Origin of the sequence: Halomonas organivorans (assembly GCF_014192055.1) — a bacterium.
Taxonomy (GTDB): domain Bacteria; phylum Pseudomonadota; class Gammaproteobacteria; order Pseudomonadales; family Halomonadaceae; genus Halomonas; species Halomonas organivorans.
On the sequence record NZ_JACHXM010000017.1, the window covers coordinates 60,631 to 86,684 of the forward strand.

22 protein-coding genes are annotated in these 26,054 nt (G+C 67.9%); 8 read left to right on the forward strand and 14 right to left on the reverse strand.

The annotated features are described in order from the left end of the window. The first annotated feature begins 32 nt into the window (after positions 1-32). From ptsP to FHR96_RS14960, 3 genes are read left to right on the forward strand one after another with little or no spacing between them, the layout of a single operon-like run. A complete protein-coding gene (gene ptsP, locus FHR96_RS14950; RefSeq protein ID WP_183388491.1) occupies positions 33-2,924 on the forward strand; it encodes a phosphoenolpyruvate--protein phosphotransferase in 2,892 nt (963 codons plus the stop codon). Next, on the forward strand, positions 2,924-3,898 hold the full coding sequence (gene pfkB, locus FHR96_RS14955; RefSeq protein ID WP_183388492.1) for a 1-phosphofructokinase: 975 nt from the start codon (positions 2,924-2,926) through the stop codon (positions 3,896-3,898). The genes ptsP and pfkB overlap by 1 nt, the downstream gene beginning before the upstream one ends. Beyond that, positions 3,895-5,643, forward strand: a complete 1,749-nt coding sequence (locus FHR96_RS14960; RefSeq protein ID WP_183388493.1) for a PTS fructose-like transporter subunit IIB — start codon at positions 3,895-3,897, stop codon at positions 5,641-5,643. Before pfkB ends, FHR96_RS14960 begins: the two co-directional genes overlap by 4 nt. A gap of 81 nt (positions 5,644-5,724) precedes the next feature. Here the strand turns inward: FHR96_RS14960 and FHR96_RS14965 are convergent, their stop codons facing one another. Further along, a complete protein-coding gene (locus FHR96_RS14965) occupies positions 5,725-6,168 on the reverse strand; it encodes a hypothetical protein (protein WP_183388494.1) in 444 nt (147 codons plus the stop codon). 455 nt (positions 6,169-6,623) lie between these two features. Between FHR96_RS14965 and FHR96_RS14970 the strand changes: the two genes are divergently transcribed. From FHR96_RS14970 to FHR96_RS14985, 4 genes are read left to right on the forward strand one after another with little or no spacing between them, the layout of a single operon-like run. After that, on the forward strand, positions 6,624-7,601 hold the full coding sequence (locus FHR96_RS14970) for a PDR/VanB family oxidoreductase (RefSeq protein ID WP_183388495.1): 978 nt from the start codon (positions 6,624-6,626) through the stop codon (positions 7,599-7,601). Positions 7,602-7,629: 28 nt separating this feature from the next. Continuing rightward, the gene (locus tag FHR96_RS14975; RefSeq protein ID WP_183388496.1) at positions 7,630-8,853 is read left to right on the forward strand and encodes a Gfo/Idh/MocA family oxidoreductase; all 1,224 of its coding nucleotides are present in this window, start codon (positions 7,630-7,632) and stop codon (positions 8,851-8,853) included. A 16-nt stretch (positions 8,854-8,869) separates the two neighbouring features. Then, positions 8,870-9,355, forward strand: coding sequence for a MarR family winged helix-turn-helix transcriptional regulator (locus FHR96_RS14980; protein WP_183388497.1), 486 nt, complete (start codon positions 8,870-8,872; stop codon positions 9,353-9,355). Between the two features lie 52 nt (positions 9,356-9,407). After that, positions 9,408-10,166, forward strand: a complete 759-nt coding sequence (locus FHR96_RS14985) for a class II aldolase/adducin family protein (protein WP_183388498.1) — start codon at positions 9,408-9,410, stop codon at positions 10,164-10,166. Between the two features lie 124 nt (positions 10,167-10,290). On the opposite strand, the gene nadC is transcribed toward FHR96_RS14985, so the two are convergent. The 8 genes from nadC to zwf form a co-directional block, all read right to left on the reverse strand. Continuing rightward, on the reverse strand, positions 10,291-11,145 hold the full coding sequence (gene nadC / locus FHR96_RS14990) for a carboxylating nicotinate-nucleotide diphosphorylase (protein WP_183388499.1): 855 nt from the start codon (positions 11,143-11,145) through the stop codon (positions 10,291-10,293). A 145-nt stretch (positions 11,146-11,290) separates the two neighbouring features. Further along, positions 11,291-13,204: a TRAP transporter permease gene (locus FHR96_RS14995; protein ID WP_183388500.1), complete on the reverse strand. Its 1,914-nt coding sequence runs from the start codon at positions 13,202-13,204 to the stop codon at positions 11,291-11,293. A 35-nt stretch (positions 13,205-13,239) separates the two neighbouring features. Continuing rightward, complete coding sequence (locus FHR96_RS15000; RefSeq protein WP_183388501.1) at positions 13,240-14,235, reverse strand: TAXI family TRAP transporter solute-binding subunit; 996 nt, start codon at positions 14,233-14,235, stop codon at positions 13,240-13,242. Between the two features lie 89 nt (positions 14,236-14,324). Continuing rightward, on the reverse strand, positions 14,325-15,317 hold the full coding sequence (locus FHR96_RS15005) for an aliphatic sulfonate ABC transporter substrate-binding protein (RefSeq protein ID WP_183388502.1): 993 nt from the start codon (positions 15,315-15,317) through the stop codon (positions 14,325-14,327). Positions 15,318-15,408: 91 nt separating this feature from the next. Next, positions 15,409-16,704, reverse strand: coding sequence for a Rieske 2Fe-2S domain-containing protein (locus FHR96_RS15010; RefSeq protein WP_183388503.1), 1,296 nt, complete (start codon positions 16,702-16,704; stop codon positions 15,409-15,411). Between the two features lie 780 nt (positions 16,705-17,484). After that, positions 17,485-18,147: a bifunctional 4-hydroxy-2-oxoglutarate aldolase/2-dehydro-3-deoxy-phosphogluconate aldolase gene (locus FHR96_RS15015; RefSeq protein ID WP_183388504.1), complete on the reverse strand. Its 663-nt coding sequence runs from the start codon at positions 18,145-18,147 to the stop codon at positions 17,485-17,487. 31 nt (positions 18,148-18,178) lie between these two features. Then, positions 18,179-18,856, reverse strand: coding sequence for a 6-phosphogluconolactonase (gene pgl / locus FHR96_RS15020; protein WP_183388505.1), 678 nt, complete (start codon positions 18,854-18,856; stop codon positions 18,179-18,181). A 25-nt stretch (positions 18,857-18,881) separates the two neighbouring features. Continuing rightward, entirely contained in the window at positions 18,882-20,390 is a 1,509-nt protein-coding gene (zwf, locus tag FHR96_RS15025) for a glucose-6-phosphate dehydrogenase (protein WP_183388506.1), read from the reverse strand. A 228-nt stretch (positions 20,391-20,618) separates the two neighbouring features. On the opposite strand from zwf, the gene FHR96_RS15030 reads away from it, so the two are divergent. Then, positions 20,619-21,482 (forward strand): MurR/RpiR family transcriptional regulator, encoded by an 864-nt coding sequence (locus FHR96_RS15030; protein WP_183388507.1) that lies wholly within the window; start codon positions 20,619-20,621, stop codon positions 21,480-21,482. Between the two features lie 6 nt (positions 21,483-21,488). Here the strand turns inward: FHR96_RS15030 and FHR96_RS15035 are convergent, their stop codons facing one another. The 5 genes from FHR96_RS15035 to FHR96_RS15055 form a co-directional block, all read right to left on the reverse strand. Beyond that, positions 21,489-22,364, reverse strand: coding sequence for an SMP-30/gluconolactonase/LRE family protein (locus FHR96_RS15035; RefSeq protein ID WP_183388508.1), 876 nt, complete (start codon positions 22,362-22,364; stop codon positions 21,489-21,491). Then, positions 22,361-22,972: a 2-dehydro-3-deoxy-6-phosphogalactonate aldolase gene (locus FHR96_RS15040; RefSeq protein ID WP_183388509.1), complete on the reverse strand. Its 612-nt coding sequence runs from the start codon at positions 22,970-22,972 to the stop codon at positions 22,361-22,363. Before FHR96_RS15040 ends, FHR96_RS15035 begins: the two co-directional genes overlap by 4 nt. A gap of 16 nt (positions 22,973-22,988) precedes the next feature. After that, positions 22,989-23,963 (reverse strand): 2-dehydro-3-deoxygalactonokinase, encoded by a 975-nt coding sequence (locus FHR96_RS15045; protein WP_183388510.1) that lies wholly within the window; start codon positions 23,961-23,963, stop codon positions 22,989-22,991. Positions 23,964-23,974: 11 nt separating this feature from the next. Further along, positions 23,975-25,123 carry a galactonate dehydratase gene (gene dgoD / locus FHR96_RS15050; RefSeq protein WP_183388511.1) on the reverse strand — a complete coding sequence of 383 codons (1,149 nt, stop codon included), beginning with the start codon at positions 25,121-25,123 and terminating at the stop codon, positions 23,975-23,977. Positions 25,124-25,192: 69 nt separating this feature from the next. Beyond that, a complete protein-coding gene (locus tag FHR96_RS15055) occupies positions 25,193-25,936 on the reverse strand; it encodes a FadR/GntR family transcriptional regulator (protein ID WP_183388512.1) in 744 nt (247 codons plus the stop codon). Between the last annotated feature and the right edge of the window lie 118 nt (positions 25,937-26,054).

Consider the following 26,054-nt stretch of genomic DNA (forward strand, 5'->3'; position numbering starts at 1 on the left):
CGGCGTCGCACCTCGACGAACCGGAGACACTCATGTTGACGCTACGCCAGGAAGACGTCCTGCTCGGCTGCCGGGCCGAGCACTGGCGCGCCGCGCTGGACCAGGCCGCCGAATCGCTGCATGCCGCCGGGCTGGTCGCTCCCGAATACCGCGACGGCCTCCACGCCCGGGAAGCCCAGTCCTCGACCTTCCTCGGCAACGCCATCGCCATCCCCCACGGCACCCCGGAGAGCCGCGAACACGTGCGTGCCACCGGCGTGCGAGTGCTGCAGTTTCCCGAGGGCATCGAGTGGCACGACGGCCAGCGCGTCCACGTGCTGGTGACCATCGCCGCCCAGAGCGACGAGCACCTGGATATCCTGCGCCAGCTGACCCACGTGCTGGACCAGGACGGCATCGCCGAGCGCCTGGCCGGCGCCGAGCAAGCCGCCGAGATCGCCGAGCTGCTGTCGAAGGCGGTGGTCGAGGCGCGGCTGGACGCCGACACCCTGTGCCTGGGCTTCCCCGCTCGCGATCACCGTGAGCTGGCGCTGGCCGGCGCCGCTCGACTGCGCCAGGCCGAGTGCGTCGACGCCGCCTTCGTCGCTGCCGTGGCCGAGGCATCGCCGCGATCACTAGGCCGCGGCCTGTGGCTGGTGGCCAGCGACCGCGGCGTCGAGGTGCCGGCGCTGGCCCTGGCGACCCCGGCCGAGGCCCTGGAGGCCGACGGCTCCCCCATACAGGGCGTGTTCTGCCTGGCCGCCCAGGGCCAGGCCCACCGCGGCCTGCTCGAGCGGATCCTCGCCCTGCTCGACGGCGACGCCCCCGAGGCCCTGCATCGACTCGACGCCGACGCCCTGCTGGCACGGCTGGCCGGCGAGTCCGCCGCCGCCAGCCAACGCCTGGCCACGGTGCTCAACGCCCACGGCCTGCATGCCCGCCCGGCCAAGCAGCTGGTCCAGGTGGCCCGCGCCCAGGACACCGCGGTGCGCGTGCGCCTGGCCGAGGGCGGCTTCGATGCCGTCTCGGCAGCCAGCCTGACCAAGGTCATCAACCTCGGCGCCCGCCGCGGCCAGCAGCTGATCTTCAGCGCCGAGGGCGACGCCGCCGAGGCCGCGCTGGACGCGGTCTGCCAGGCCGTGGCGGACGGCCTCGGCGAGCACGTCGAGCCCTTCGACGCGTACCGCGAGCCGGTGGCCACGGAGCCGGAGAACACTCCGGCGCTGGAGCCGCTGGCCGACGATGTCGCCCACCCGGCGGTGGCCGCCTCGCCGGGGCTGGCCATCGCCCCGGCCTTCGTGCTGACCACGCCGAGCTTCGACTATCCGGCCCGCGCCGCCGACCCGGCCGCCGAGCGCCGTCGCCTGGAAGCGGCCATCCGCGAGGGTGGCGAACAGCTCGAGGCGCTGATCGGCCAGGCCCGCGGCGGCGAGGTCTCGCAGATCCTGTCGATGCACGAGGAGATGCTCGGCGACCCCGAGCTGCACCAGGCCGCCCGCGAGGGCATCGACGAGGGCGCCTCCGCCGAGGCCGCCTGGTGGGAAGCGATCGACACCGCCGCCCAGGCCCAGGAGCGTCTGGCCGACAAGCTGCTCGCCGAGCGCGCCGCCGACCTGCGCGACGTGGGCCGCCGCGTGCTGGGCATCCTGTGTCGGGTCGAGCTGCCCGACCCGCCGGACCACCCCTACATCCTGGTCACCGACGACATCGGCCCCTCCGACGTCGCCCGCCTCGACACCAGCCGGGTGCGCGGGCTGCTTACCGCCCGCGGCGGGGCCACGGCCCACAGCGCCATCCTGGCCCGAGCGCTGGGCATTCCGGCCGTGGTCGGCGCCGGCGAGCGCATCCTGCTGCTCGACAATGGCACCGAGCTGATCCTCGACGGCGAGCGCGGCCGCGTGACCCCGAATCCCGCCGCCGAGCGCCGCGAGGCCGCCGAGCAGCGCCTGGCCGAGCGCCGGCGCCGCGAGGCCGAAGCCTGGGAGGCCCGCTTCGAGGAGGCGCGCACCCGCGACGGCCATCGCGTCGAGGTCGCCTCCAACCTGGGCAACACCGCCCACGCCGCCGACGCCGTGGAGCGCGGCGCCGAGGGCGTCGGCCTGCTGCGCACCGAGTTCCTGTTCATGGCCCATGCCCAGCTGCCCGACCTCGACACCCAGGTCGGCGAGTACCGCGAGGCCCTCGACGCCCTGGACGGCCGCCCGCTGGTGGCGCGCACCCTGGACGTGGGCGGCGACAAGCCGCTGCCCTACTGGCCGGTGCCCCAGGAGACCAACCCCTTCCTCGGCCTGCGCGGCATCCGCCTGGCGCTGACCAAGCCCGAGGTGCTCGAGACCCAGCTCCGCGCGCTGCTGATGGCCGCCGCGCCCTCGACCGAACCGAAGCGCGACGCCCGCCCGCTGCGCATCATGCTGCCGATGGTCAAGGACGTGGCCGAGTTCCGCGCCGCCCGCGCCATCCTCGACAGGCTGCTCGAGGAGCTGCCGGTCGGCGAGCGCAGCGACGACGTCCAGCTCGGGGTGATGATCGAGGTGCCCTCCAGTGCCCTGCTGGCGCCGACGCTGGCCGCCGAGGTGGACTTCTTCTCGGTGGGCACCAACGACCTGACCCAATACACCCTGGCCATCGACCGCGACCACCCCGAGCTCTCCGCCCAGGCCGACGGCCTGCACCCCGCGGTGCTCAAGCTGATCGAGATGACCGTGGCCGCGGCCCACGCCGAGGGCAAGTGGGTCGGCGTGTGCGGCGAGCTGGCCAGCGACGCCACCGCGGTGCCGGTGCTGGTCGGCCTCGGCGTCGACGAGCTCTCGGTCAGTGCCCGCCAGGTGCCGCTGGTCAAGGCGCGGCTGCGCGAGTTCGATCTCGAGGAGGCCCGAGCCCAGGCCGCGCTGGCACTGGCCCAGGCCACCGGCGAGGCGGTCCGCGACGCCCTGGAGGCCCGCTGATGGCTCGCCTGCTGACCCTGACCCTGAATCCCGCCCTGGACCTCTCGGTGTCGCTTTCGCGCCTGGCCCCCGGCGAGGTCAACCGCACCCGCGAGACCCACCTCGAGGCCGCCGGCAAGGGCGTCAACGTGGCCCGGGTGCTGGCCGCCCTCGGCCACGAGGTCTGCGTCTCGGGCTTCCTGGGCGCCGACAACGACGGCCCCTTTCTGCGCGCCTTCGAGGCCCAGGGGCTCGAGGACGCCTTCCTGCGCGTGCCAGGCGAGACCCGCATCAACGCCAAGCTCGCCGAGGCCGACGGCCGGGTCACCGACATCAACGGCCCGGGGCCTGCCATCGACGCCGATGCCTGGGGGCGCCTGCTGGCCTGGCTCGATGAGCTGGCCGCCGATGCCTCCCGTCGCCCGGCAGCGGTGGTGATCGCCGGCAGCCTGCCGCCCGGCGTCTCGCCCGGCGCGCTGGCCGAACTGATCGCGCGGCTGCGCGATGCCGGCCTGCCGGTGTGGGTGGACACCAGCGGCGCGGCCCTGGCAGCCGCCATCGACGCTCGCCCCACCGCCGTCAAGCCCAACGAGCACGAGCTCGCCGCCTGGGCCGGCACGCCGCTCGACAGCCACGCCGCTCGTCTCGACGCCGCCCGTCGGCTGCACGCCGCCGGCATCGAGGAGGCGGTGCTCTCCGCCGGCGCCGAGGGCGTGCTATGGGTGGGCGGCCGCGGCGCCTGGCAGGCCGTTCCACCGCCCATGCCGGTAGCCAGCACGGTGGGTGCCGGCGACACCCTGCTGGCCGCGCTGCTGCACGGCGTGCTCGAAGGCCATCCGCCCGACGAGGCGCTGCGCCTGGCCGCCGCACTGTCCGCCGATGCGGTCCGTCATCTCGGCGTGGGCGACGCCCGCGCCGCCGATTTCCCGTCACTCCAACAACAGACGCGCGTCCACCGCCTGGCCGGTGACGACGCCGGGGGAGCCCTTTCATGAACGCCATCCTCATCACCGCCTGCCCCAGCGGCCTGGCCACCACTTTCCTCGCCGCCCGGCGCCTCGAGCAGGCCGCCGAGCGGCTCGGCTGGCAGACCACCGTGGAGATGCACGGCGAGCTCGCGCCGGTGCAGCCGGCTTCCGCCGAGGCCATCGAAGCCGCCGATCTCGTCATCGTCGCCGCCGACCACGTACCCGACCCGCAGCGCTTCAAGGGCAAGCGGCTGTTCCGCGCCGCCATCGACCAGGCGCTGCCGGATCCGGGCGCCTTTCTCGAGCGCGCCGAGGGCGAGGCCGAGGCCTTCGAGCCCGGCGACGCGGCACCCGCCGTCCAGCCCGCCAACGCCGCGCCCGGCGGCCAGCGTATCGTCGCCGTGACCGCCTGCCCCACCGGGGTGGCGCATACCTTCATGGCCGCGGAAGCCCTCAGTGAAGCAGGGAAATCTCTCGGCCATGCGATCCGGGTGGAGACCCAGGGCTCGGTGGGCGCCCAGGACCAGCTCACCGACGCAGAGATCGCAGGCGCCGACGTGGTGATCCTGGCCTGCGACATCGAGGTCGATCCCACCCGCTTCGCCGGCAAGCGGATCTACCGTACCTCCACCGGCAGCGCGCTGAAGAAGTCCCGCCAGACCATCGAGGCGGCGCTGGCCGAGGCCGCGGTGGAAGATGGCAGTGCGCCCTCGGGCGGCGGCGAGGCCAAGAAGAGCATCAAGGAAAAGGGCGTCTACAAGCACCTGCTGACCGGGGTGTCCTTCATGCTGCCGATGGTGGTGGCCGGCGGCCTTCTGATCGCGCTGTCGTTCGTGTTCGGCATCGAGGCCTTCAAGGAAGAAGGCACCCTGCCCGCCGCGCTGATGCAGATCGGCGGTGGCACGGCGTTTGCGCTGATGGTGCCGGTGCTGGCCGGCTACATCGCCTACTCCATCGCCGACCGCCCCGGCATCGCCCCAGGCATGATCGGCGGCATGCTGGCCTCCAACATCGGTGCCGGCTTCATCGGCGGCATCCTGGCGGGCTTCCTGGCGGGCTACGCGGCCAAGGCGGTGACCCGCTACGTCAAGCTGCCGGCCAGCGTCGAGTCGCTCAAGCCGATCCTGATCATCCCGCTGCTGGCCAGCCTCATCACCGGCCTGACCATGATCTACATCGTCGGCGAGCCGGTGGCGGCGATCCTCTCCGGGCTGACCAGCTTCCTCGAGAACATGGGCTCGACCAACGCCGTGCTGCTGGGCGGCCTGCTCGGCGCCATGATGTGCTTCGACATGGGCGGGCCGGTGAACAAGGCCGCCTACACCTTCGGCGTCGGCCTGCTGGCCTCCGAGACCTACGCCCCCATGGCGGCGATCATGGCCGCGGGCATGGTGCCGGCGATCGGCATGGGCATCGCCAGTTTCGTGGCCCGTGCGAAGTTCTCGGAGCCCGAGCGCGAGGCCGGCAAGGCGTCCTTCGTACTGGGCCTGTGCTTCATCACCGAGGGGGCCATCCCCTTCGCCGCCAAGGACCCGCTGCGGGTGATCCCGGCAAGCATCGTCGGCGGCGCCGTGACCGGCGCCATGTCGATGCTGTTCGGCGCCAAGCTGATGGCGCCCCACGGCGGCATCTTCGTGCTGCTGATCCCCAACGCCATCACCCCGGTGGCCTGGTACCTGCTCGCCATCCTCGCCGGCAGCCTGATCACCGGGCTGGGCTATGCGGCGCTCAAGCGCGGCGACCAGGCGGTGGCGGTCGAGGCCAGCGCCTGACCCTCCGCCACCCACGATGACAGACGCCCCCGGCAGGCCGCAGCACGGCCTGCCGGGGGCGTCTTGGTTTTCCGCCTCCCGTTACGGCACGTGCACCGTCAGGCACTCGCGCAGCTGGCGACATTCCTGCTGCTTGTGGCGGGCAAAGGCCAACAGCGCGGTCTCGAGTTCCGGGGTGGAGTTGGTGTCCAGCAGCAGGCGTGACAGCCGGCTCGCCTCGTCGGCCGCGTCCAGCGCTTCCTTCAGCGCCTGGCTGACGCTCATGGCCTCGACCGAGGGGATCGCCGGCGCCTCGTCCCGGGTGACGCAGGCGGCCAGTTCCACGCGCTCGGCGGCCGCGGTCAGGGCATCGAGCTGCTGTTCGCACTCGGCACCGAGGTCGGCCACCACGCGGCTGATATCGGCATGGCGAGTGGCCAACGCCTTGGAGAGCCGACGGTATCGCTGCAGGTCCTGGCTCTCGAGGCCACTGGCAAGCGTCAAGCGATCCTGGGGCAGCAGGGTCAGCGTGGTGATGTCATTCATAAGTCGCTTCCTCGTATTGTCGAAGGGACGAGACGCCGCGACGCGGGCGACGGCAACAAGACAAAGCAAGAGGCGGGCCAACTCGAGCAGAACGCAGGGTTTGCCATGGAAAGGCTCGGTCGCGCGAGCCGGCATATAGCGACGACGCACCACTCAGGCCACGGCGAAACGGGTGATGCATGCCCCTGGTGCACCAGGACCACGCCTCTCCCGGCTCGCTTCTTTCCATTCCTCGCAGCCCGCGACAGTCACATCGGCGCTTCTCGTGCATGGCCGTCGTGCAAGGGTCAGGGTGCTACCCAGGCGCCACAAGCTTGAGTTTCAGGGACGGGAGTGCCCGCGGGAGGCCTCACGGCCACACGACTAAAGTCGCAACGTCGCGCCTTGCATTCGTGCCATGAAAATACTTAGATATAAAAGCATTTGGCGACACGACAACAACGAGGGAGTCCCCCATGGCGACCACTGACAATGCAGTACCCATGACCGCGCTAGAGGTTACCGCGCTGGATGCCATCGCCGAGGGCATCTATCGCCTCGAGTTCGCCCACCCGGAAGGCAACGAACTGCCCGAATTTACCCCCGGGGCCCATCTGCACATCGAGGTGCCGAATGGGCAGGTGCGCCGCTACTCGCTGTGCAATGATCCCGAAGAGCGAGAACGCTATGTCATCGCGGTCAAGCGTGAGGAGGCGGGCACCGGCGGCTCGAAGAGCCTGGTGGATGACACTCGGGTGGGAGATCGCCTGCAGGTATCGGCCCCCGTCAACGACTTCGAGCTGACAGGCAATCCGGCACGCTACGTGTTCATCGCTGGCGGCATCGGCATCACCCCGATCCTGTCGATGATCCACCACCTGCGCTCTACCGGTGGCAAGCCGTTCAAGCTTTACTACCTGACCCGCGAGCCGGAACAGACCGCCTTCCTCGAGGAGCTAAGCGGTCCCGAATTCCGCGGCAAGGTGTTGATCCATCATGACCACGGCGATCCGGACGACTCCTACGACCTGTGGCCGGTGCTGGAGCAGCCCAAGGGCGCACATATCTACTGCTGCGGCCCGCGCGGGCTGATGGAGGCAGTGCGCGACATGACCGGCCACTGGTCATCCTCCAGCGTGCACTTTGAGGATTTCGGTGCCCAGAAGCAGGCCTCGGCAGAAAACGACACGCCGTTCACGGTGCGTCTGCACGCGACCGGCGAAGCGATCCCGGTGCCGGCGGGCGTCTCGATTCTCGAAGCCTTGCGGGCAAACGGCCATCACGTGCCCTATTCCTGCGAAAGCGGTACCTGTGGCTCCTGTCGCTCAACGCTGATCGAGGGCGAGGCGGATCATCGCGACCTGGTGTTGTCCGACGCCGAGAGGGCCGACCACATCATGGTCTGTGTCTCTCGCGCCTGCTCCAAGGAGCTGGTGATCGACCTGCCGGAATGAATCCGCCTTTTCCCCAGGAGTAGCGCCCATGACAGACTCCCCCTTGAGGCTCGGGATCGCGGGGCTGGGCCGCGGCTTCATGCTGCTGCTGCCCACCCTCGCGGCGCACCCCGGCATCCGCCTGGTGGCCGCGGCCGACCCGCGTGAGGAGGCGCGCCGGCAATTCGTCGCCGACTTCTCCGCCACCGCCCATGCCGAGGTCTCGGCCCTGTGCGCCGATCCCGAGGTAGAGGCGGTGTACATCGCGACCCCTCACCAGTATCACCGCGAGCACGTCGAGATGGCCGCCCGGCATGGCAAGCACGTGCTGGTCGAGAAGCCTATGGCGCTCTCCCTGGCGGACTGCCAGGCCATGATCGAGGCCATGCGCCGGGCCGGCCGCTGGCTGATGGTGGGCCACAGCCACAGCTTCGATGTGCCTTACCTGCGCACCCGGGCGCTGCTCGACAGCCAGGACTTTGGAGCGGTGCGTATGATCAGCGCGCTCAATTACACCGACTTCCTGTATCGCCCCCGCCGCCCCGAAGAACTGGACACGGCCCGCGGCGGCGGCGTGATGTTCAGCCAGGCCGCCCACCAGGTCGACGTCGTGCGACTCCTCGGCGGCTCGCCCGTCACGAGCGTGCGCGCCGCCACCGGATGCTGGGACGCCTCCCGCCCCACCGAGGGGGCCTATGGGGCCCTGCTGACCTTCGAAAACGGCGCCTTCGCCAACCTGACCTACAGCGGCTACGCCCATTTCGACAGCGACGAGCTGTGCGGCTGGAGCGGCGAGCTGGGGCAACCACGCGATCCCCGGGAATACGGCCAGGCCCGAGCGCGACTGGCGCAGCTGCAGGACGCCGAGGAGGAAGCCAGGGTCAAGAATGCCCGCACCTACGGTGCCGGACTGTCCCTCGCCGATACCAGCCTGGCCGACATCAGCCACAATCATTTCGGCTTCGTGGTGGTCTCCTGCGAGCGGGGCGACCTGCGTCCCACGCCACAGGGCATCGACGTGTTTCTGGACGGTCGACGCTACCGCGAGCCGCTGCCCCGGCCACGGATACCGCGACGCGAGGTGCTCGACGAGCTGATCGCCGCCGTGCGCCACGACCGGCCCCCCATCCACTCCGGAGAATGGGGCATGGCCACCATGGAAGTGTGCCTCGCCATGCTCGAATCCGCGGACCTGGGCCGTGATGTGACGCTGTCCCATCAAGTGAGTCTGGCGCAATCGATCGAGTACAATGGCGAGGTCGTATCACGATGACTTCGAGGACCTCACCATGGCACGCAGCAACCATCAGGAAACCCAGACCGTCCTTCGACACTGGCAGGAGGACGTCCCGGACGACCGCCTGGCCCACCTGATCCGGGACGCCGGGCGCGTACTGACCAAGAGCCTCCAGACGCGTCTGTCGGAGCACTCGGTGAGCTTCGGCCACTGGTCGTTCCTGCGAATCCTGTGGGTCACCGAGGGGCTGACCCAGCGAGAGCTCAGTGAAGAGGCCGGGCTCATGGAGCCCACCACCTTCACCGCGCTGAAGGCCATGGAAGCCAACGGCTTGATCGAGCGCCGCCAACTGAACGGCAACCGCAAGAATATCCACATCTACTTGACGCAAAGAGGGCGTGACTTGAAGAAGACGCTGGTCCCCCTGGCCGAGGAGATCAACGAGATCGCCGTAAAAGGCGTCGATGACGATGACCTTCAGGTGACCCGGCGCACCCTGCTCAAGATCATCAGCAACCTGGCCAACGCCAACGAGTGACGGAACGGGCCGGTTGCGTGTTCCCCTATCACAAGACAAGACAGGACAGGCAATGAGTTCCCACGATTCGCGAGCGACGACTCAGGACAAGCACGCCCTTCTCGAAGACCTGGTGGATGCCAATCACATCCTCTTCAACGAGGGCGTCCTCGACGCCTTCGGCCACGTCAGCGTCCGACATCCGGAGGCTCCCGAGCGCTTTCTCCTGGCACGCAACATGGCACCGGGACTGGTGACCCGAGACGACATCCTCGAATTCGAGCTGGATGGCACACCTGCCGACGCCGACGGCCGGAAGGTCTATCTCGAACGCTTCATTCATGGCGAGATCTACCGCGCCCGTCCCGACGTCATGGCGGTGGTGCACAGCCACTCGCCCTCGGTGGTTCCCTTCAGCGCCGTCGCCTCGACGCCCCTTCGCCCAATGTGCCACATGAGCGGCTTCCTCGGCGAGGGAGCGCCGATCTTCGAGATCCGCGACGTGGCCGGCTCCGCCACGGACCTGCTGATCCGTGACGCCCCGCTCGGCGAGGCGCTGGCCCACTCGCTGGGCGACAACAATGTCGTGCTGATGCGGGGGCACGGCGCCACCGTGACAGCCCCTTCGCTCAAGCAGGCGGTCTATCGGGCGGTCTATGTCGAGGTCAATGCCCGCCTGCAGGCCGATGCCCTGCGACTCGGCCCCGTCGAGTACCTCACCGCCGGCGAGGCCAGATCGGCGATGGAAACCACTGAAGGTCAGGTGGAACGCCCCTGGCAGCTGTGGAAACAGCGCGCGCGCCAGGCCGCTCGCGCCGCTACCCTCTCCTGAGTCGATGCCCGGTACCCAATGACACCGGGCGTCTCCTTGCGCCCCGCCGCCCGGCGACGGCCGGCGTGAGCCACCTTTCCTTCCCCCTCCCGCGCAACAACCACCTCTCGGCGGACGCCTGGCGCTATGCGCCCAGTGACAGGCGCATCGAGAGGTCGATCGACGCCACGTCCTTCGTCAGGGCCCCCAGTGAAATGCAGTCGACGCCGGTCGCGGCGATATCGCGCAGCGTGGCGTCCGTGACGCCTCCGGAGGCCTCGAGCCGGACGCGCCCCGCGGTCAGCGACACGGCCTCCCGCAGGTCGTCGAGGCTGAAGTTGTCCAGCATGATCATGTCGGGGAGTGCCTCGAGCGCCTGCCCGAGCTCGTCGAGGGTCTCGACTTCCACCTCGACGGGCCTGTCATGGCCGAGGCGGCGGGCCGACTCGACCACCGGGGCAATGCCGCCGCAGGCGGCGATGTGGTTCTCCTTGATCAGGTAGGCGTCATACAGCCCCATGCGATGACTGTGACATCCCCCACAGGCGACCGCATACTTCTGGGCCAGGCGAAGCCCCGGAAGGGTCTTGCGCGTGTCCAGCAGGCTCACGCCGGTGCCGCTCACCAGGTCGGCATAGCGTCGGCTGCGGGTCGCGGTCCCCGAGAACAACTGGAGGAAATTGAGCGCCGTGCGCTCCGCGCTGAGCAACGAGCGGGCGTTGCCCGTCAACTGGCAGAGGGTCTGGCCGGGCTCGACGCGATCGCCGTCGGCCACTCGCCATTCGATCCGTAGCGACGGGTCGACCTGGCGGCAGACCTCCTCGACCCAGGCGATCCCACAGAGGATGGCATCTTCCTTTGCCGTGATGCGGGCCTCCCCCCGCTGGTCCTCGGCGACCAGCAGCGCGGTGATATCGCCGCTGCCGATGTCCTCTTCCAGCGCCGAGGTGACATCGCGGCGGATCGCGTCGGCGAGTGCTTGGCTATCGATTCGATACATGTTCCTGCCTCATGGTCATGGTGGTTCGGATGGCGTCATCAGTGGAAACGACCCCGACATCGCTGGGGCGATGCCGGGGCCATTCCTTCCCGCTCATTGGCGGGCATGACGCGGTCTGGGCATTATGGGTCGGCGTGCCATCGCGTCATGCCGGCTTCCTGTGCAGATGGGGACGCAGGTGCGGCGTGGCGAGGATCGCCAGGATGCCCACCATCATGGCTGCCACCACGGCCCACCAGCTTGGAGTGATGAAGAGCAGTCCCGCCAGGCCAAAACCAAGCCTCGGGAGCCGTGACAGTGGCTGGCGCCAGAAGCCCTCGACCGCAATGCTCAGCAACAGCACCCCCAGCACCGCCGTCACGCAGGAGACGGTGATCGCCTGCCAGCCGCCGACCATCAGCAGGCCCTCGCCGTAGACGAACGCGAACGGCACGATGAAGGCCGTGATGGCCAGTTTGACGGCGCCAATGGCGATCTTCAGCGGGCTGGCATCGGCGATGGCGGAGGCCGCGAACGCCGCCACGGCGACCGGCGGCGTCATCGCCGAGAGTACGGCGAAATAGAGGATGAACATGTTGGTCTGCAGGGCGCTGAAATCCATCGACAGCAGCGTGGGGCCCACGAGTACGGCGGCCAGGATGAAGGCCGACGGCGTGGGCATGCCCATGCCCAGGATGATCGCCAGCACCGCGGAGATGACCAGTGCCAGGAAGGCGCTGTTGCCGGCCATCAGGTAGACCAGGTCGGCAAACTTGCCGCCCAGGCCGGTCATCGAGATACCACCGATCACCAGCCCCGCCGCCGCGCACGCGGCCACCACCGACACCATGCGTAGCGTGGTGACGGCCAGGGCATCCCAGATGGCCCGGGGGCCCATGCGGGTCGACGGCTGCACCGTCGCGACCACCAGCACCACCGCGGTGGCGATGGCCGCCACGAAGGTCGGCGAATAGCCCATCAGCAGCGCCCCCGAGAGGGCCACCAGCGGCACGATGAACAGCCCCCCCGTCTTGAGGGTGTCCTTCAGCGGCGGCGTCTCGTCCTTCGACAGCCCGCGCAGGCCCAGCTTCTGGGAACGCAGGTGCACCTGGGCATAGACACACAGGTAGTAGAGCAGGGCAGGGACGATCCCGGCGATGGCGATATCGCGATACTCGATGCCGGTATATTCCGCCATGATGAAGGCCGCGGACCCCATCACCGGCGGCAGGAGGCTCCCGCCCGTGGACGCCGCCACCTCGACGCTGCCGGACAGCGGCTTGCTGTAGCCCAGTCGCTGCATGATGGGGATGGTGACCGACCCCGTGGTGACCACGTCGGAGGTCGGACTACCCGACATGGTGCCGTAGAGGCCGGAGGAGATGACGGCAATCTTCGCCGGGCCGCCGGTGCGATGCCCGGCGAGCGACGACGACAGGTTGTAGAAGAACTCGGCACCGCCCGCCTTGGACAGGAAGGTCCCGAACATCACGAACAGGAAGGCATAGGTCGCCGCGACGCGCAGCGGCACGCCAAACAAGCCATCCGAGGTGAACATCATGATATCCAGGAAGTGGTTATAGCTGACTTCCCGAAACCCAAGCGCCCCCGGCAGGCCGTGTCCCCACAGGTTATAGACCACGAACACCAGGACCACACTGGTCAGGCCGAAGCCCACCGTCCGCCGGGTTGCCTCTATGGTCAACGCGAGCAGCACGCTGGCCGCGATCAGGTCCGGCGTCTCGAGTGGGAACAGCAGCGTGATTCGCTCGGCGATCCGCTGGTTTTCCACCAGGAAATACACGCCTACGGCAATACTCGCCAACACCAGACACCAGTCGATCAGGCCGGGACGATCCTCGCGTCCCAGGGGGCCTGGACCGATGTTGATGAACAGCAGGGCCAGCATGGCCGACAGGAACACCACCATCATCACATAGAGATCGACGTACACGAACGTCGTGGTGTAGATGACCGCCAGTGCCACCAGGGCAGCGCATCCATGCACTGCCATGCCCAGGCTACCCGTCAGGTGACGCTTGGAGCCGCCCCCGGTAATGATCGAAAGGATCTGATTCATCGATACCTCCTCGGCATTGATGCCGACTCACTCGATTAACGAAGGCCGGCTTCTTTCAGGTAGCGCATGGCCCCATCGTGATAGGGAATGACGTCCACGGATGCCATGATCTCGGGCGTCAGGCTCCGCATCGCCGGATGCACGTTGGCGATCTTCTCGTAGTTCTCGTAGACGGCCTTGGTCAGGTCATAGGCCTGCTGCTCATCCATATCGCTGCGTACTGCGAGGGTGGCACTAATCGAGACGGTGGGAATGTCATTGGGCGCCCAGTCATAGGAACCGCCGGGGATCACGAAGGGCGTGGTACCCGTCTTTTGGGTGATCTCCTGCACGATATCATCGGACAACGGCAACAGGGTCAGGTCGACACTGGTCCCGGCCTGCATCAGCGAACTATGACCGACGAAGAGGCTGTTGAGGATCATGTCGGCGCGTCGATCCTGGATTAGACCCGACTGCTCACTGGAGGCCGCATAGATCAGGTCGCCCCCCCAGCTCTTCAGTTCCTCTGGGCTCGCACCGATCGTCTCGAGCATGGTTTCCGCGACACTCGAGGCGATGTTGCCCCGCTTATTGATGGCAATGGTGATCGGAGGTTTCACCTCGCCAATGTCAGCGAAGCTGTCAATATCGTACTCCTCGGCAAACGCCTCTCGAATGACGGGCTGCATAGGTGCCCAGGTATAGAGGTTGGCGATCACGCGAAGATCGTCGCTCGGTTCACGGAATGGCGGCTCGCCATCGCGTGCCCGCTGAAGCACAGCATCCTCGATGATCGCCAGGCTGGCATCATCGCGCTGGAGTACGGCCACGTTTGCGAGGCCGCCACCGGAGGTTTGGTAGGTGACGGTGGAGCCTGGAAATTCGGCTTTCATGGCGCTATCCAGGCCCGCCCCCAGCAATGACCACAGTCCCCCGGGGGAAGCGCCGGCGACGGTCATGTTGTAGCTCTGGGCAGAGGCGACATTCGCCGCCATGGCGGGGACAACGAGAGCGGCGGCCATCAGGGTCTTCTTGATCGACATTGTCATTTTTTCACCTTGTCGTCTTGAGTCATCGTTCGTTGTTATTGATCTTGCCGGTGTCATGGGTAGGCATCGCGCTGGCTGTGTCAGGGTGATCAGATCTTGAAGCTCTCCAGGGTGGCGGGATGAAAGAGCTCCTCAGGCTCCAGCCGCCTACCAGACAACCCTTCGTCATGATGCTGCTGAAGGAATCGCGCGAGGGCATGCCGGTTGGGTGCGAATCCATAGGACCAGAAGTCGTCGCCCATGAGCTGCCGGGCGGCCCGCAACTGATCCTCGACGAATGGCAGGGTCACCTTGGTCGCCGAGGTATCGCTGAGCTTGGCCAAGGCTCGAGCCTTGGACTGTTCGAAGGCCTTGTAGACGGAGAACGGCAACCAGGGGTGACGCTCGACGAGCGTCTTGCGGATTCCCAACAGATGCATGATGGGGAAGATGCCTGTTCGGCGGTACCAATCCGAGGCGGCTCGCTGCGGCTCGGCATAGAGATAGCCCACGTGGGGATGTCCACGCTCGAAGCAGGAGGGCGCTCGCGGCCCCATCACCGCGTCCAGTTCGCCGGAGGCCAGCATGCCGGACAGGGTTTCCCCTTCGGGTATGTTCTCCACGCGCACCCCATCGGGCAGGTCGAGATTGACCTTCTCGACGCGACCGGGCTCCTCGTAGCCGCCACGCATCCAGGTAACGTCCCGGGGGGCGAGGCCGTGATCCTCCTCGAGGAACAGCCGCGCCCAGACATTGGCCGTCAGCTGGTACTCCGGCACGCCGATGCGCTTGCCGCGCAGGTCGGCCGGGGCCTCGATGCCGCGATCGGTACGAATGTAGATTGAGGTGTGTCGAAAAGCGCGCGAGGGGAAAACCGGGACGCCGATATAGGGACAATTCCCCGCCGCCGTCTTGACCGCATAGCTGCTGAGCGACAGCTCGGTGATATCGAAGTCGGCATGCCGGAAGGCGCGAAAAAAGATCTCCTCCGGATCATGCAGCATGAACACGGGATCCACGCCATCGATCTGTACCTCACCGTCGATCAGGGGGCGCATGCGGTCGTAGTTTCCCACCGCCACCGAAAGTTCCAGCTTGTTCATCAGTACTCCTGTCTTGTGATCTTATCGTCGGCGCTCATGAACACGACACCGCTTGGTCTAATCAGTAGTTACTAAAAGCGGTTTCAGAGCCTCACTGTTCCGCGTAATACTCCGCCTCTTCCGGGGCCGTGCCCAGTTCGCGCCAGTCGGTTTCCTTGGTCACCACGCCTTGGAAGGATTTGAGTTTGTGGTGCGGAATGCGAGGCTCCTCGGCACCGATGGCCGGTCCACCATCCTGCATGGTCTTGGCCGCCTGGAGCATCTGGCGACGGAACTCGACAATCGCCAGGTCGCTGGCGCCCAACCGGTCATGGGTACGGTCAGCGATCGGCCCCATGGTCTCCCACATGGCGATGTCCTGATTGGGAATGCCCTTGATGCCGGTGAAGCTGGTGCCCAGCTGCATGATCCGACGATCCTGCCAGTAATTATTCTCGCGGGTGCGGAACTTACGGAAGCTCTTATCGACATCGAGGCCGATCTGCGTACCCAGGAACTTCCGCCAGGACTCCGTATCCGGCGTGGTGGCGGCATGTCCCCAGGCGATGAAATGAAAAGCCGTATGGGTGTCGTCGATCGGCACGTGCAGGATGGCGATGTCGTATTGGTTGTTCGGGGGAATCTGCACGGTATAGGGAGCAATAAACAATGTGGTACGCACATAGTCGTGCGTCTTAGCATCCTTGATGGGCCGGCGAATCGCCGCGTAGCGGAAGCCGAAGCGCGTCTTCTGGACCTGCAAGCGTGGCGCCTTGTCCGTGGAGGGACGCAGCCACAGCGTATCCGTGGCTTCGGCGCCGGTGGTCCGCGCGGGCACCATGTCGGTGGAGTGCAGGCTAGACGAATGCGCCGAGTCGATGGCCCCCTCGAGGATCTGGGCCCAGTTACAGTCGATGATGACCTTGGAGATGGACACCTTAGTATCAGGCGTCGGCTGGAACACCGGGGCAGTGAACTCAGGCTGCTCCTCGGGAGGGCCCATGTAGACCCAGACGAACCCCGCCTCCTCATGAGTCGGATAAGCCTTGTGCTTGACCTTCTCGGTCATCTTCGACTCCGGCGGCTCGGATGACATCTCGAGCACATTGCCGTCGACGTCCATCTTCCAGCCGTGATAGAGGCAGCGAAGCCCGCACTCTTCATTACGACCCAACACCAGTGATGCCCGGCGGTGGGGGCACATCTCGTCCAACACGCCCACTCGGCCGTCGGTATCACGGAAAGCCACCAGGTCCTCGCCCAGCAGCCTCACCCGCACCGGATCACCATCCGGCTCATCGACCTCTTCCGACAAGCAGGCGGGAATCCAGTGACGGCGCATGATCTGCCCCATGGGGGCCTCGCCTTCGATACGACACAGCAGGTCATTCTCGTCCTGGGTCAGCATTTCGCACGGTCTCCTACTCACGGGGCGGCCAGGGATCCAGCTCGGGGCCGCTCATTTGCTTAGATATCTAACTTACACCTCTAAGATAGCGTCGCCGATGGGGGAGTCAAACCCACCAAAGTCGTAGAAGCGACCTCCCATGCGGTCTCCGAAGGCGCGGCGACTCCGCCTGATGGCCAGCCAGGACATGGCGACTAGCCCCTGATTTCAGGTAGATAGAAAGCCTACCCTGGCGCCTCGCATCCTCGTTATTGGCGCCAGTCAGGTTCAGGCTCGGCCAGTGGTGAAATAGACCATCGTCTAGTGCTTGAGGGAGCGGCTCATGTGCCCTTGGATGCAAACCACCAGGCGGCCTCGCAGGATGATCGCTTCAAGCGTTGCTGCCCGAAGGGCAAGCGAGAGGACAATCGTCCGGACGAACCACCTCCGGGGATCGCCGACCGGCCTGCTCGCCCCGCCGCGCTTCCCGGCACGAGACCGGCACAAAAAATGTTCTTCGCCACCTTGGCGTGAAAGCGGTGAGGTCATGGAGGATTCCATGTTGCCTTTCAGGCCTTCATGGGCATGAGTACCGTTGCTCCTCGCGGGAGCCGCTTGCTGCGCGATGGCTCGGAGGCCCGCAGCGTACATTAGGCGCCTGTCCGCGCCATCGCGCACTGAAGTGCGCTCCCACAATGACATTCACGCCAAGAGGCAATGCAAAAAAAGCCCCGACCGAATGGCCGGGGCGCAAGGACAGCGACTGGCTGTCGAGAGAGAACCCGATGGGGTCGTGAAAACTCAGTGGTGGAAACGCTCCGCGGCCTCGCGGGCCAGGCGCTGGATGGCGTCCCAGTCCTCGGCCTCGACCAGCGACTTGGGCGTCAGCCAGGAGCCGCCCACGCACATCACGTTGGGCAGCGTCAGATAGTCGTCGGCATTGTCCAGGCCGATGCCGCCGGTGGGGCAGAAGCGTGCCTCGGGGATCGGTCCGGCGAAGGCCTTGAGGGCCTTGGCGCCGCCGCTGGCCTCGGCGGGGAAGAACTTGAAGCGGCGGTAGCCGAACTGCCAGCCGATCATCAGCTCGGAGACGGTGGCAACGCCGGGCAACATCGGCACCGGACTGGACACGCCGTAGCGATAGAGGGCCTCGGTGGTGCCCGGGGTCACCACGAAGTCGGCGCCGACCTGCTCGGCCTGGCGATACTGGGCCGGGGTCAGCACGGTGCCGACGCCGACGCTGGCCTGGGGCAGCGCTTCCTTGATGCGCCGGGTGGCCTCCAGGGCACAGTCGGTGCGCAGGGTGACTTCCAGGACGCTGAGGCCGCCTTTCACCAGGGCGGTGGCCAGGGGCACGGCATCCTCCACGCGCTGGATGGCCAGCACCGGGATCACCTCGGCCTTGAGGCAGATGCTGTCGATCTCGGTCGTGCGAGTGGACGGCAGCTGTTTGTCGATGGTCATGTCGTGGCTCCTGAAAGGGTCCGGGGGCGACTCAGGGCGCCCAATAGGTGGCCAGCGGGCAGGCCAGGAAGGCGCGGATCGGCAACTCGCGAACGTCGTCACCGGCCAGGGCTCGGGCCAGCACGCTGCGCTTGTCGCCACCGGTGATGTGCAGAATATGACGGCGCGCCTGGTGCAGGCGATCGGCGCTCAGGGTGATACGGGGCTGAGGCTGGCTGGGAGTACGCACGGCCACCACCGGCTCGGCGGTGGACAGCGCCAGCTCCAGCTCCCGGCTGTCGGGAAACAATGAAGCGGTGTGGCCATCGCCGCCCATGCCCAGGATCACCGCGCTGGCCGGCCAGGCAAGACCCGCGATGCGCTCGGCTACCGCCTCGGCGCCCTGCTCGGGCGTGGCGTCCTCGGTGGTCAACGGCACGAAGGTGGCGGCAGCGGCCGGCCCCTGCATCAGGTGCTCGCGCACCAGGCGGGCGTTGCTGTCGTCGGCGTCCTCGGCCACCCAGCGCTCGTCGGCCAGGGTCACGTCGATGCGCGGCCACGGCAGCTCCATGGCGGCCAGGGCGGTGAAGAACGGCACCGGGGTCGAGCCACCGGAGACCACCAGCAGGGCGCGCTCACGCTCGGCCAGGTCGGTGCGCAGGGCCTCGGCCACCGCCTCGGCGAGCTGGTGGGCCAGGCACTCGCGGGGCGTCGGGTTGGCATCGCTCATGTCAATCATCCTCGTACCGACGGGGTCAATAGTCTTCATACCAGCTGCGGCCGTCCTGGGTGATCATCGCGATCGAGGCGACGGGACCCCAGGAGCCGGCGGGATAGCGCCGCGGCGGCTCGTCGCGATCGGCCCAGGCGGCGATCAGGCTGTCGCACCAATGCCAGGCGTGCTCGACCTCGTCGCGGCGCACGAACAGGTACTGCTGGCCCTTCATGACCTCGAGCAGCAGGCGTTCGTAGGCGTCCGGGATGCGGGTCTTGGGAAAGGCGCTGTTGAAGTCCAGATGCAGCGGACCACGGCGCAGACGCATGCCCTTGTCCAGGCCGCTGTCCTTGGTCAGCACCTCCAGCGCGATGCCCTCCTCCGGCTGCAGGCGGATTACCAGCTTGTTGGCGGCCAGGGCACGCTGATCGGGATCGAAAATGTAGTGCGGCTGCTGCCGGAAGTGGATGACGATCTGCGACAGCTTCTCCGGCATGCGCTTGCCGGTGCGCAGGTAGAACGGCACCCCCGCCCAGCGCCAGTTGGCCACCTCGGTCTTCATCGCCACGAAGCTCTCGGTGTGGCTGGCGCGATTGGCGCCCTCCTCCTCCAGGTAGCCGGGCACCGCCTGGCCGTCGATGGTGCCGGCGATGTACTGGCCGCGCACCACGTCGCGCCCCAGCATGTCGTCGGTGAACGGCTTGAGCGCCTTGAGCACCTTGACCTTCTCGTCGCGGATGGCGTCGGCATCGAGGTTGGCCGGCGGGTCCATGGCGATCAGGCAGACCAGCTGCAGCAGATGGTTCTGCACCATGTCGCGCAGCTGGCCGGCGTCGTCGAAGTAGCCCCAGCGGCCTTCGATGCCGACCTTCTCGGCCACGGTGATCTCCACGTGGGAGATGTGGTTCTGGTTCCACTGGGTGCCGAACAGCGGGTTGGCGAAGCGCAGGGCGATCAGGTTCTGAACCGTTTCCTTGCCCAGGTAGTGGTCGATGCGATAGACGCGGGACTCGGGGAAGACCGCACCGATGGCATCGTTGATCTCGGCCGAAGAGGCCAGGTCATAGCCGATCGGCTTCTCCACCACGACCCGGCTGGCCTCGTCGAGGCTGCCGCTGGCTTGCAGGTGGTGGCAGATATCGCCGTAGATCTTCGCGCCCACCGACAGGTATACCACCATGGGCTGCGCCGACCCCTGCCGCCACTCGCGGATGGCGGCGTAGCCCTCGGGCTGGGTGAAGTCGAGCTGCAGGAAGTCGAGCCGGGCCAGGAAGCGGCCCAGCGACTCGCGATCCAGTTCCTCGGCCTTGACATAAGTCTTGAGGGATTTCTCGACGCGCGCCTTGAAGGCATCGGCGTCCAGCTCCTGGCGCGCCAGGCCCAGCAGCCGCGTGGCGGGATCCAGCAGCCCCTCGCGCTCCAGGTGGAAGAGCGCGGGAAACAGCTTGCGCTGGGCCAGGTCGCCGAGCGCTCCGAACAGGGCCAGGTCGATTGCCGTGCCGGAATCCCCGGAGGAAAGCGCCGCCTCGGGCCGCTTGTGTTGACTCATGTCCGCCCCCATCTGGTTAACTTAACAAAATACTAGCCTATTGCGCCCGCCATCTCCAAAAATATTCTGTAAGATTACTACTAAAAGAGGAGACGGTGCCGCCCCCTGGTGGCCGAGCCCCCTGCGCGCGCGCTAGGATAGTGAGCATAATGTAGTTAAATCACCACATCATATCGACACACCCCGGGAGCGATCGCGTCGCCCCGCCTCACGGAGACCCTCTCGCGCATGGTCAGTCACGATCTGCTGGACCGCATCCGCCGTCGCCTCGATGAGCTCAATCGATCCGAACGCAAGGTCGCCGACGTCATCCTCGCCGACCCGGCCGCCGCCACCAGCATGAGTATTGCCAGCCTGGCCCATGCGGCTTCGGTCAGCGAGCCCACGGTCAACCGCTTCTGCCGCAGCTTCGACGCCAAGGGCTACCCGGACTTCAAGATCAAGCTGGCCCAGAGCCTGGCCGGCGGCACCCCCTACGTCAGCCAGGCGGTCGAGCCCGGTGATGCCGCGCGCGACTACACCGGCAAGATCTTCGGCGCCACCATCGCCGCCCTGGACATCGCGCGGCGCGAGGTGGACTCGACCCGGGTGGAGCGGGTGGTCGACTACCTGACCCAGGCCAAGCAGCTGCACTTCTTCGGCCTGGGCGCCTCCGGGGCCGTGGCCCAGGATGCCCTGCACAAGTTCTTTCGCTTCAACATCCCGGTGTCGGCCTACATCGACGTGCTGATGCAACGCATGGTCGCCGCCGCCTGCCACACCGGCGACGTGGTGGTGATTCTCTCCTACACCGGCCGCACCCGCGAGCTGGTCGACATCGCCCGCCTGGCGCGCGAAAACGGCGCCGTGGTGCTGGGCATCACCGCGCCGGACTCACCGCTATCCGCCGAATGCACCGAGACGCTCGAAGTCTCGGCGCCGGAGGACACCGACCACTATATGCCGATGACGTCGCGGATGATTCAACTGGCGCTGATCGACGTGCTGGCCACCGGCGTCACCCTGAGGCGCGGCGAGGATTTCCTGCCCCACCTCAAGAAGATCAAGGACAGCCTGCGCGATACTCGCTATCCGATGGGCGACGCAGGCTGAGAGGCCTCAGCCGAGCCGCAGCGTCGGCTCGGCGAGCCCTGGCACTGAAAGATCGGCGACGAACAGATCGCCGGCCCCGGACTCGCGGTCCCGCTGCTCGGCGCTCATGCCCTCGCGGGCCGTGGTGATGTAGAGAGAGGTCAGCCCCTCGCCGCCGAAGGCCGGGCAGGAAGGCTGGGTGGCAGGCAGCGTCACGGCGTCGATCTCGCGGCCCTCGCGGTCCAGACGCACCACCTTGCCGGCGCCCCACAGCGCCAGCCACATGGCACCCTCGGCGTCGATCACCGCGCCGTCGGGATTGCCCTCGCGCCCGGCGAAGTCCACCCAGGGCTCGGGCTCGCCGACCGGCCAGCCCTCGGCGTCCAATGCCCAGCGATAGACGATGCCACGGGCCGTGTCGGCGAAATGGGCATGCTCGCCCCGGGGCGAGAAGCAGATCGCGTTGGGAATCGTCAGCCCGCTCCTGAGGCGCGAAAGCTCGCCGCGATGCAGCCGGTAGAGGCTGCCGGCGCCGTCCTCGGCGCCCTTGCCCATGCTCGACAGCCACAGGCTGCCGTGACGATCCACCCGAGCATCGTTGCTGCGGGTGACGGCGTTGTCGGCCTCGAAGCCCATCAGCCGTGCGATCTCGCCGGTCGCCAAATCCAGCCAGCACAGGCGATCCTCGCCCACCACCAGCATCCCGCCGTCGTCCAGCGGCGCGGCCAGCGAGGCCATGTGATCGAGTGCAATCACGCCGGTCTCGCCGCTTGCCGCCTCGAGCCAGTGCAGGCGCTTGCCAAGGATGTCGCACCACACCAGGCGGCCAAGCGCGGCGTACCACTGGGGGCCCTCGCCCAGCTCACAGCCGCTGGCCACCGCAACACGCGCCGCATCGCTCATGCGGCTGGCCTCGCGGCCTGCCAGGCCTCGACCAGCTTGCGTGCCCGCTCGCCGACCTCGTCGGCGCTGAGGCCCGGCTTGTAGAGGGCGCTGCCGAGCCCGGCACCGTTGACGCCGGCGGCCCGCCACTGGACGAAGTTGTCGACGCCGATGCCGCCCACGGCATAGAGCTCGGTGCCCGACGGCAGCACGGCGCGCACCGCCTTCATGCCCTCGATACCGACCTGCACCGCCGGGAACAGCTTCAGCGCCGTGGCGCCGGCGTCCAGGGCGTCGAAGGCCTCGGAGGGCGTGACGATGCCGGGATAGGACGCCATGCCCAGCCGGCGGGTCTCCTCGATCACCGCCGGGCGGCAGTTGGGCGACACGATCAGCCGGCCGCCGACTGAATGAACGTCGCGCACCTGCTCGACGGTCAGCACGGTGCCGGCGCCCACCTCGGCGCGATCGCCAAGCGCGGAGGCCAGGCGGCGGATGCTCTCCAGCGGCTCGGGAGAGTTCAGCGGCACCTCGAGGCGATCGAGGCCGGCGGCTAGCAGCGCCTCGCCGACGTCGACGGCTTCATCCGGGGTGATGCCGCGCAGGATACCGATCAGCGGAAGGGACATGGGACAAGGCTCCTGTTCAGTCATTGTCAGCAGGGTCGAGGGCGGCATGGGCCAGGCCGAGGCCGGCCAGCACCGCGCGTTGGTTGGCGATGATCTCGCTGGCGTGGCCCTGCGCCGAGAGCGCCAGGGCGTAGCGGCGGCACAGCGCTTCGCCGCCGATCAGCCGCACGGTCTGGCCCGCGTCGAGATCGCGGCAGGCGCCGGCCAGCTCCAGGCCGATGGCGAGCCCGGAGAGCCGGGCCGCCAGCACGGCGCCGCGGGCTTCGCCGCTCGGCAGGGCATCGTCGAGCAGGTCCATGGCGCGCAGCCCGAACAGCCGTTGAGTGAAGGCCTCCGGCGCGTCGACCGCCTCCGCCACAGCGGCAGTGAAGGCCTCGCGGCAGGCCGGGTCCTCGAGGTCGTCCTCGCCCAGCGAGTGGGCCAGCACCGAGCGTTCGGCCAGCAGGCGATAGAGCTCACCGGTCATATAGGTGTGGAAGCCCTGCACGCGGCCGTCCTCGAGCGTCGCCCACTTGGCATGGGTGCCGGGCAGGCACACCGGGCCGGAGACGCCGGACTCGAGGGCCGCAAGCCCGGCGAGCTGGGTCTCCTCGCCGCGCATCACGTCGAAGCCGCCGGCGTCCGCGCCCTGGCAGAGGCCGGGCAGCAGGCGCACGTCGAGGCGCGGATCCTCGGTGGCCGGGCGCACCGCGCCCTCGGCCAGGGCATCGAGCGCGGTGGGCACCGAGCGATACGAGGCCTCGCGCCAGCCCTGGCGAGCGCCGGCCATGCCGCACACCAGCACCGTGACGCGCCCCTCGGCGGGCAGCCAGTCACCGATCGTCGCCAGCAGCGCCGGCTCATAGTCGGCCGGAGCGAGGCCCAGCATGCCGCGCGCGGCCTCGGCCTCGGCCAGCACTTCGCCGTCGCCGGCCAGCGCCCAGGCACGCAGGTTGCTGGAGCCCCAGTCGACGGCGATCCAGGCCAGCCGAGTTGGAATCGCTTGAGTCATCTCGGCATCTCCTACCATTCGGCGATGGAGCCGTCTTCATGGGTCCACACCGGGTTGCGCCAACGGTGGCCGACCTTGGCGCGCTCCTCGACGAAGGCCTCGTCGATCTCCACGCCCAGCCCCGGGCCCTGGGGAATGGCACAGAAGCCGTCCTCGATGCCGAGCGCCGACTTGTCGATCAGGTAGTCGAGCACGTCGTTGTCCTTGTTGTAGTGGATGCCCATGCTCTGTTCCTGGATGAAGGCGTTGTGGCTGACCGCATCCACGTGCAGCGAAGTGGCCAGCGTCAGCGGCCCCAGCGGGCAGTGCGGCGCCATGGCCACATCGTGGGCGGAAGCCAGGGCGGCGATCTTCAGGCCCTCGCTGATGCCGCCGCAGTGGGACAGGTCGGGCTGGACGATGTCGATCATGCCGTCGGCCAGCAGGTCGCGGAACTGATAGCGGGTATGCAGCCGCTCACCGGTGGCCAGCGGATAACCGAGCCCACCGGCGATGTGCTTGAGGCACGGCAGGTGCTCGGGGGCCACCGGTTCCTCGACGAACATCGGGTGGAAGGGTTCCAGCTCGCGCAGCAGCGCCTTGGCCATGGGCCGGTGCACGCGGCCGTGGAAGTCGATGCCGATGCCGACGTCCGGCCCCACCGCCTCGCGGGCCTCGGCCACTCGCGCCACGGCCTCGTCGACCTTGCGGTGGCTGTCGACGATCTGAAGCTCCGGGGTGCCGTTCATCTTGAAGGCGGTGAAGCCCTGGTCGACCAGCGCCTTGGCGCCGGCGCCCACGTCGCTCGGACGGTCGCCGCCGGTCCAGGCGTACATGCGCATCCTGTCGCGCACCGCGCCGCCCAGCAGCTGGTGCACGGGCACGCCCAGGTCGCGGCCCTTGAGGTCCCACAGCGCTTGGTCGATGCCGGCGATGGCGCTCATCAGGATCGGCCCGCCGCGATAGAAGCCGGCGCGATACATGGTGTTCCACAGGTGCTCGATGCGATGCGGATCCTGGCCGACCAGGTAGTCGGCAAGCTCATGGACCGCGGCCTCGACGGTGGCGGCACGGCCCTCGATGACCGGCTCGCCCCAGCCATAGGCGCCCTCGTCGGTCTCGATCTTGAGGAACAGCCAGCGCGGCGGCACCTGCCAGGTCTTGAGTCGGGTGATCTTCATGAAAGGCTCCTTGCTGAACGCGTCAATGATCAGGCGTGAACGGCCGCCCGGATGGCGGCCGATGAATGTCTAGGTGTCGCTGTCGCCGGTATCGATCCCGAGGTCCCGGGCGGTGCGGCGCAGCACCTCGCGGGCGGCCCGAGCCGCCCCCGGGCCATCGCCGCCCTTGATCGCCTCGAACACGGCACGGTGGCGAGCCAAGCTGTCGGAGAGACCATCGTCGCCGCGGGCAGGGCGCTGGGAGTGCTGGACCAGGGCGATGATCGAGGGCCGCAGCAGGTGGCCCATCTGCCGCCAGATCAGGTTGTGACTGGCATCGTAGATGGCCTCGTGGAAGGCCACGTCATGTTCCGCATGGCGGCCGGCCAGCCCCGGCGCCTCGGCGGTCTCGACCATGCCGTGCAGGGCCGCCTCGAGGCGCGTCAGGTCGTCCACGTCGGCGGCTCGAGCAGCGAGTTCGGCCACCACCGGCTCCGCGGAGTAGCGGAAGGCCAGCAGCTCGCGCACCAATTGTGGCTGGGGACGTTCCAGGCCGACCAGCCAATCGCTCATCTGCGGGTCGAGCAGGTGCCACTCGCCGACCTCGCGCACCTGGGTGCCGCGGCCGGCGGTGCGCTCGAGCAGGCCAGCCGCAGTCAAGCTGGTCAGGGCGTTGCGCACCTGGTTGCGGCTGACGCCGAAATGGGCGGCGATATCCAGCTCCTTGGGGAAAGTCTCCCCGGGCCGCCAGCGACCGCCGAGCAGCTCACGGGCCAGCAGCCTTGCCAATGCGTCGGCGCCGCCCTGGTGGGGCAGCAGGTCATCGAGACTCATGGTTGCTTCCTCGTCATCGCCACTCAGCCGGCGAAGGCCGCGTAGATGGCGATCACCAGGATCACCAGCACGATGCCGGCCGGTACCGCGCCCTTCCACGGCGTCAGGTCGACGGCGC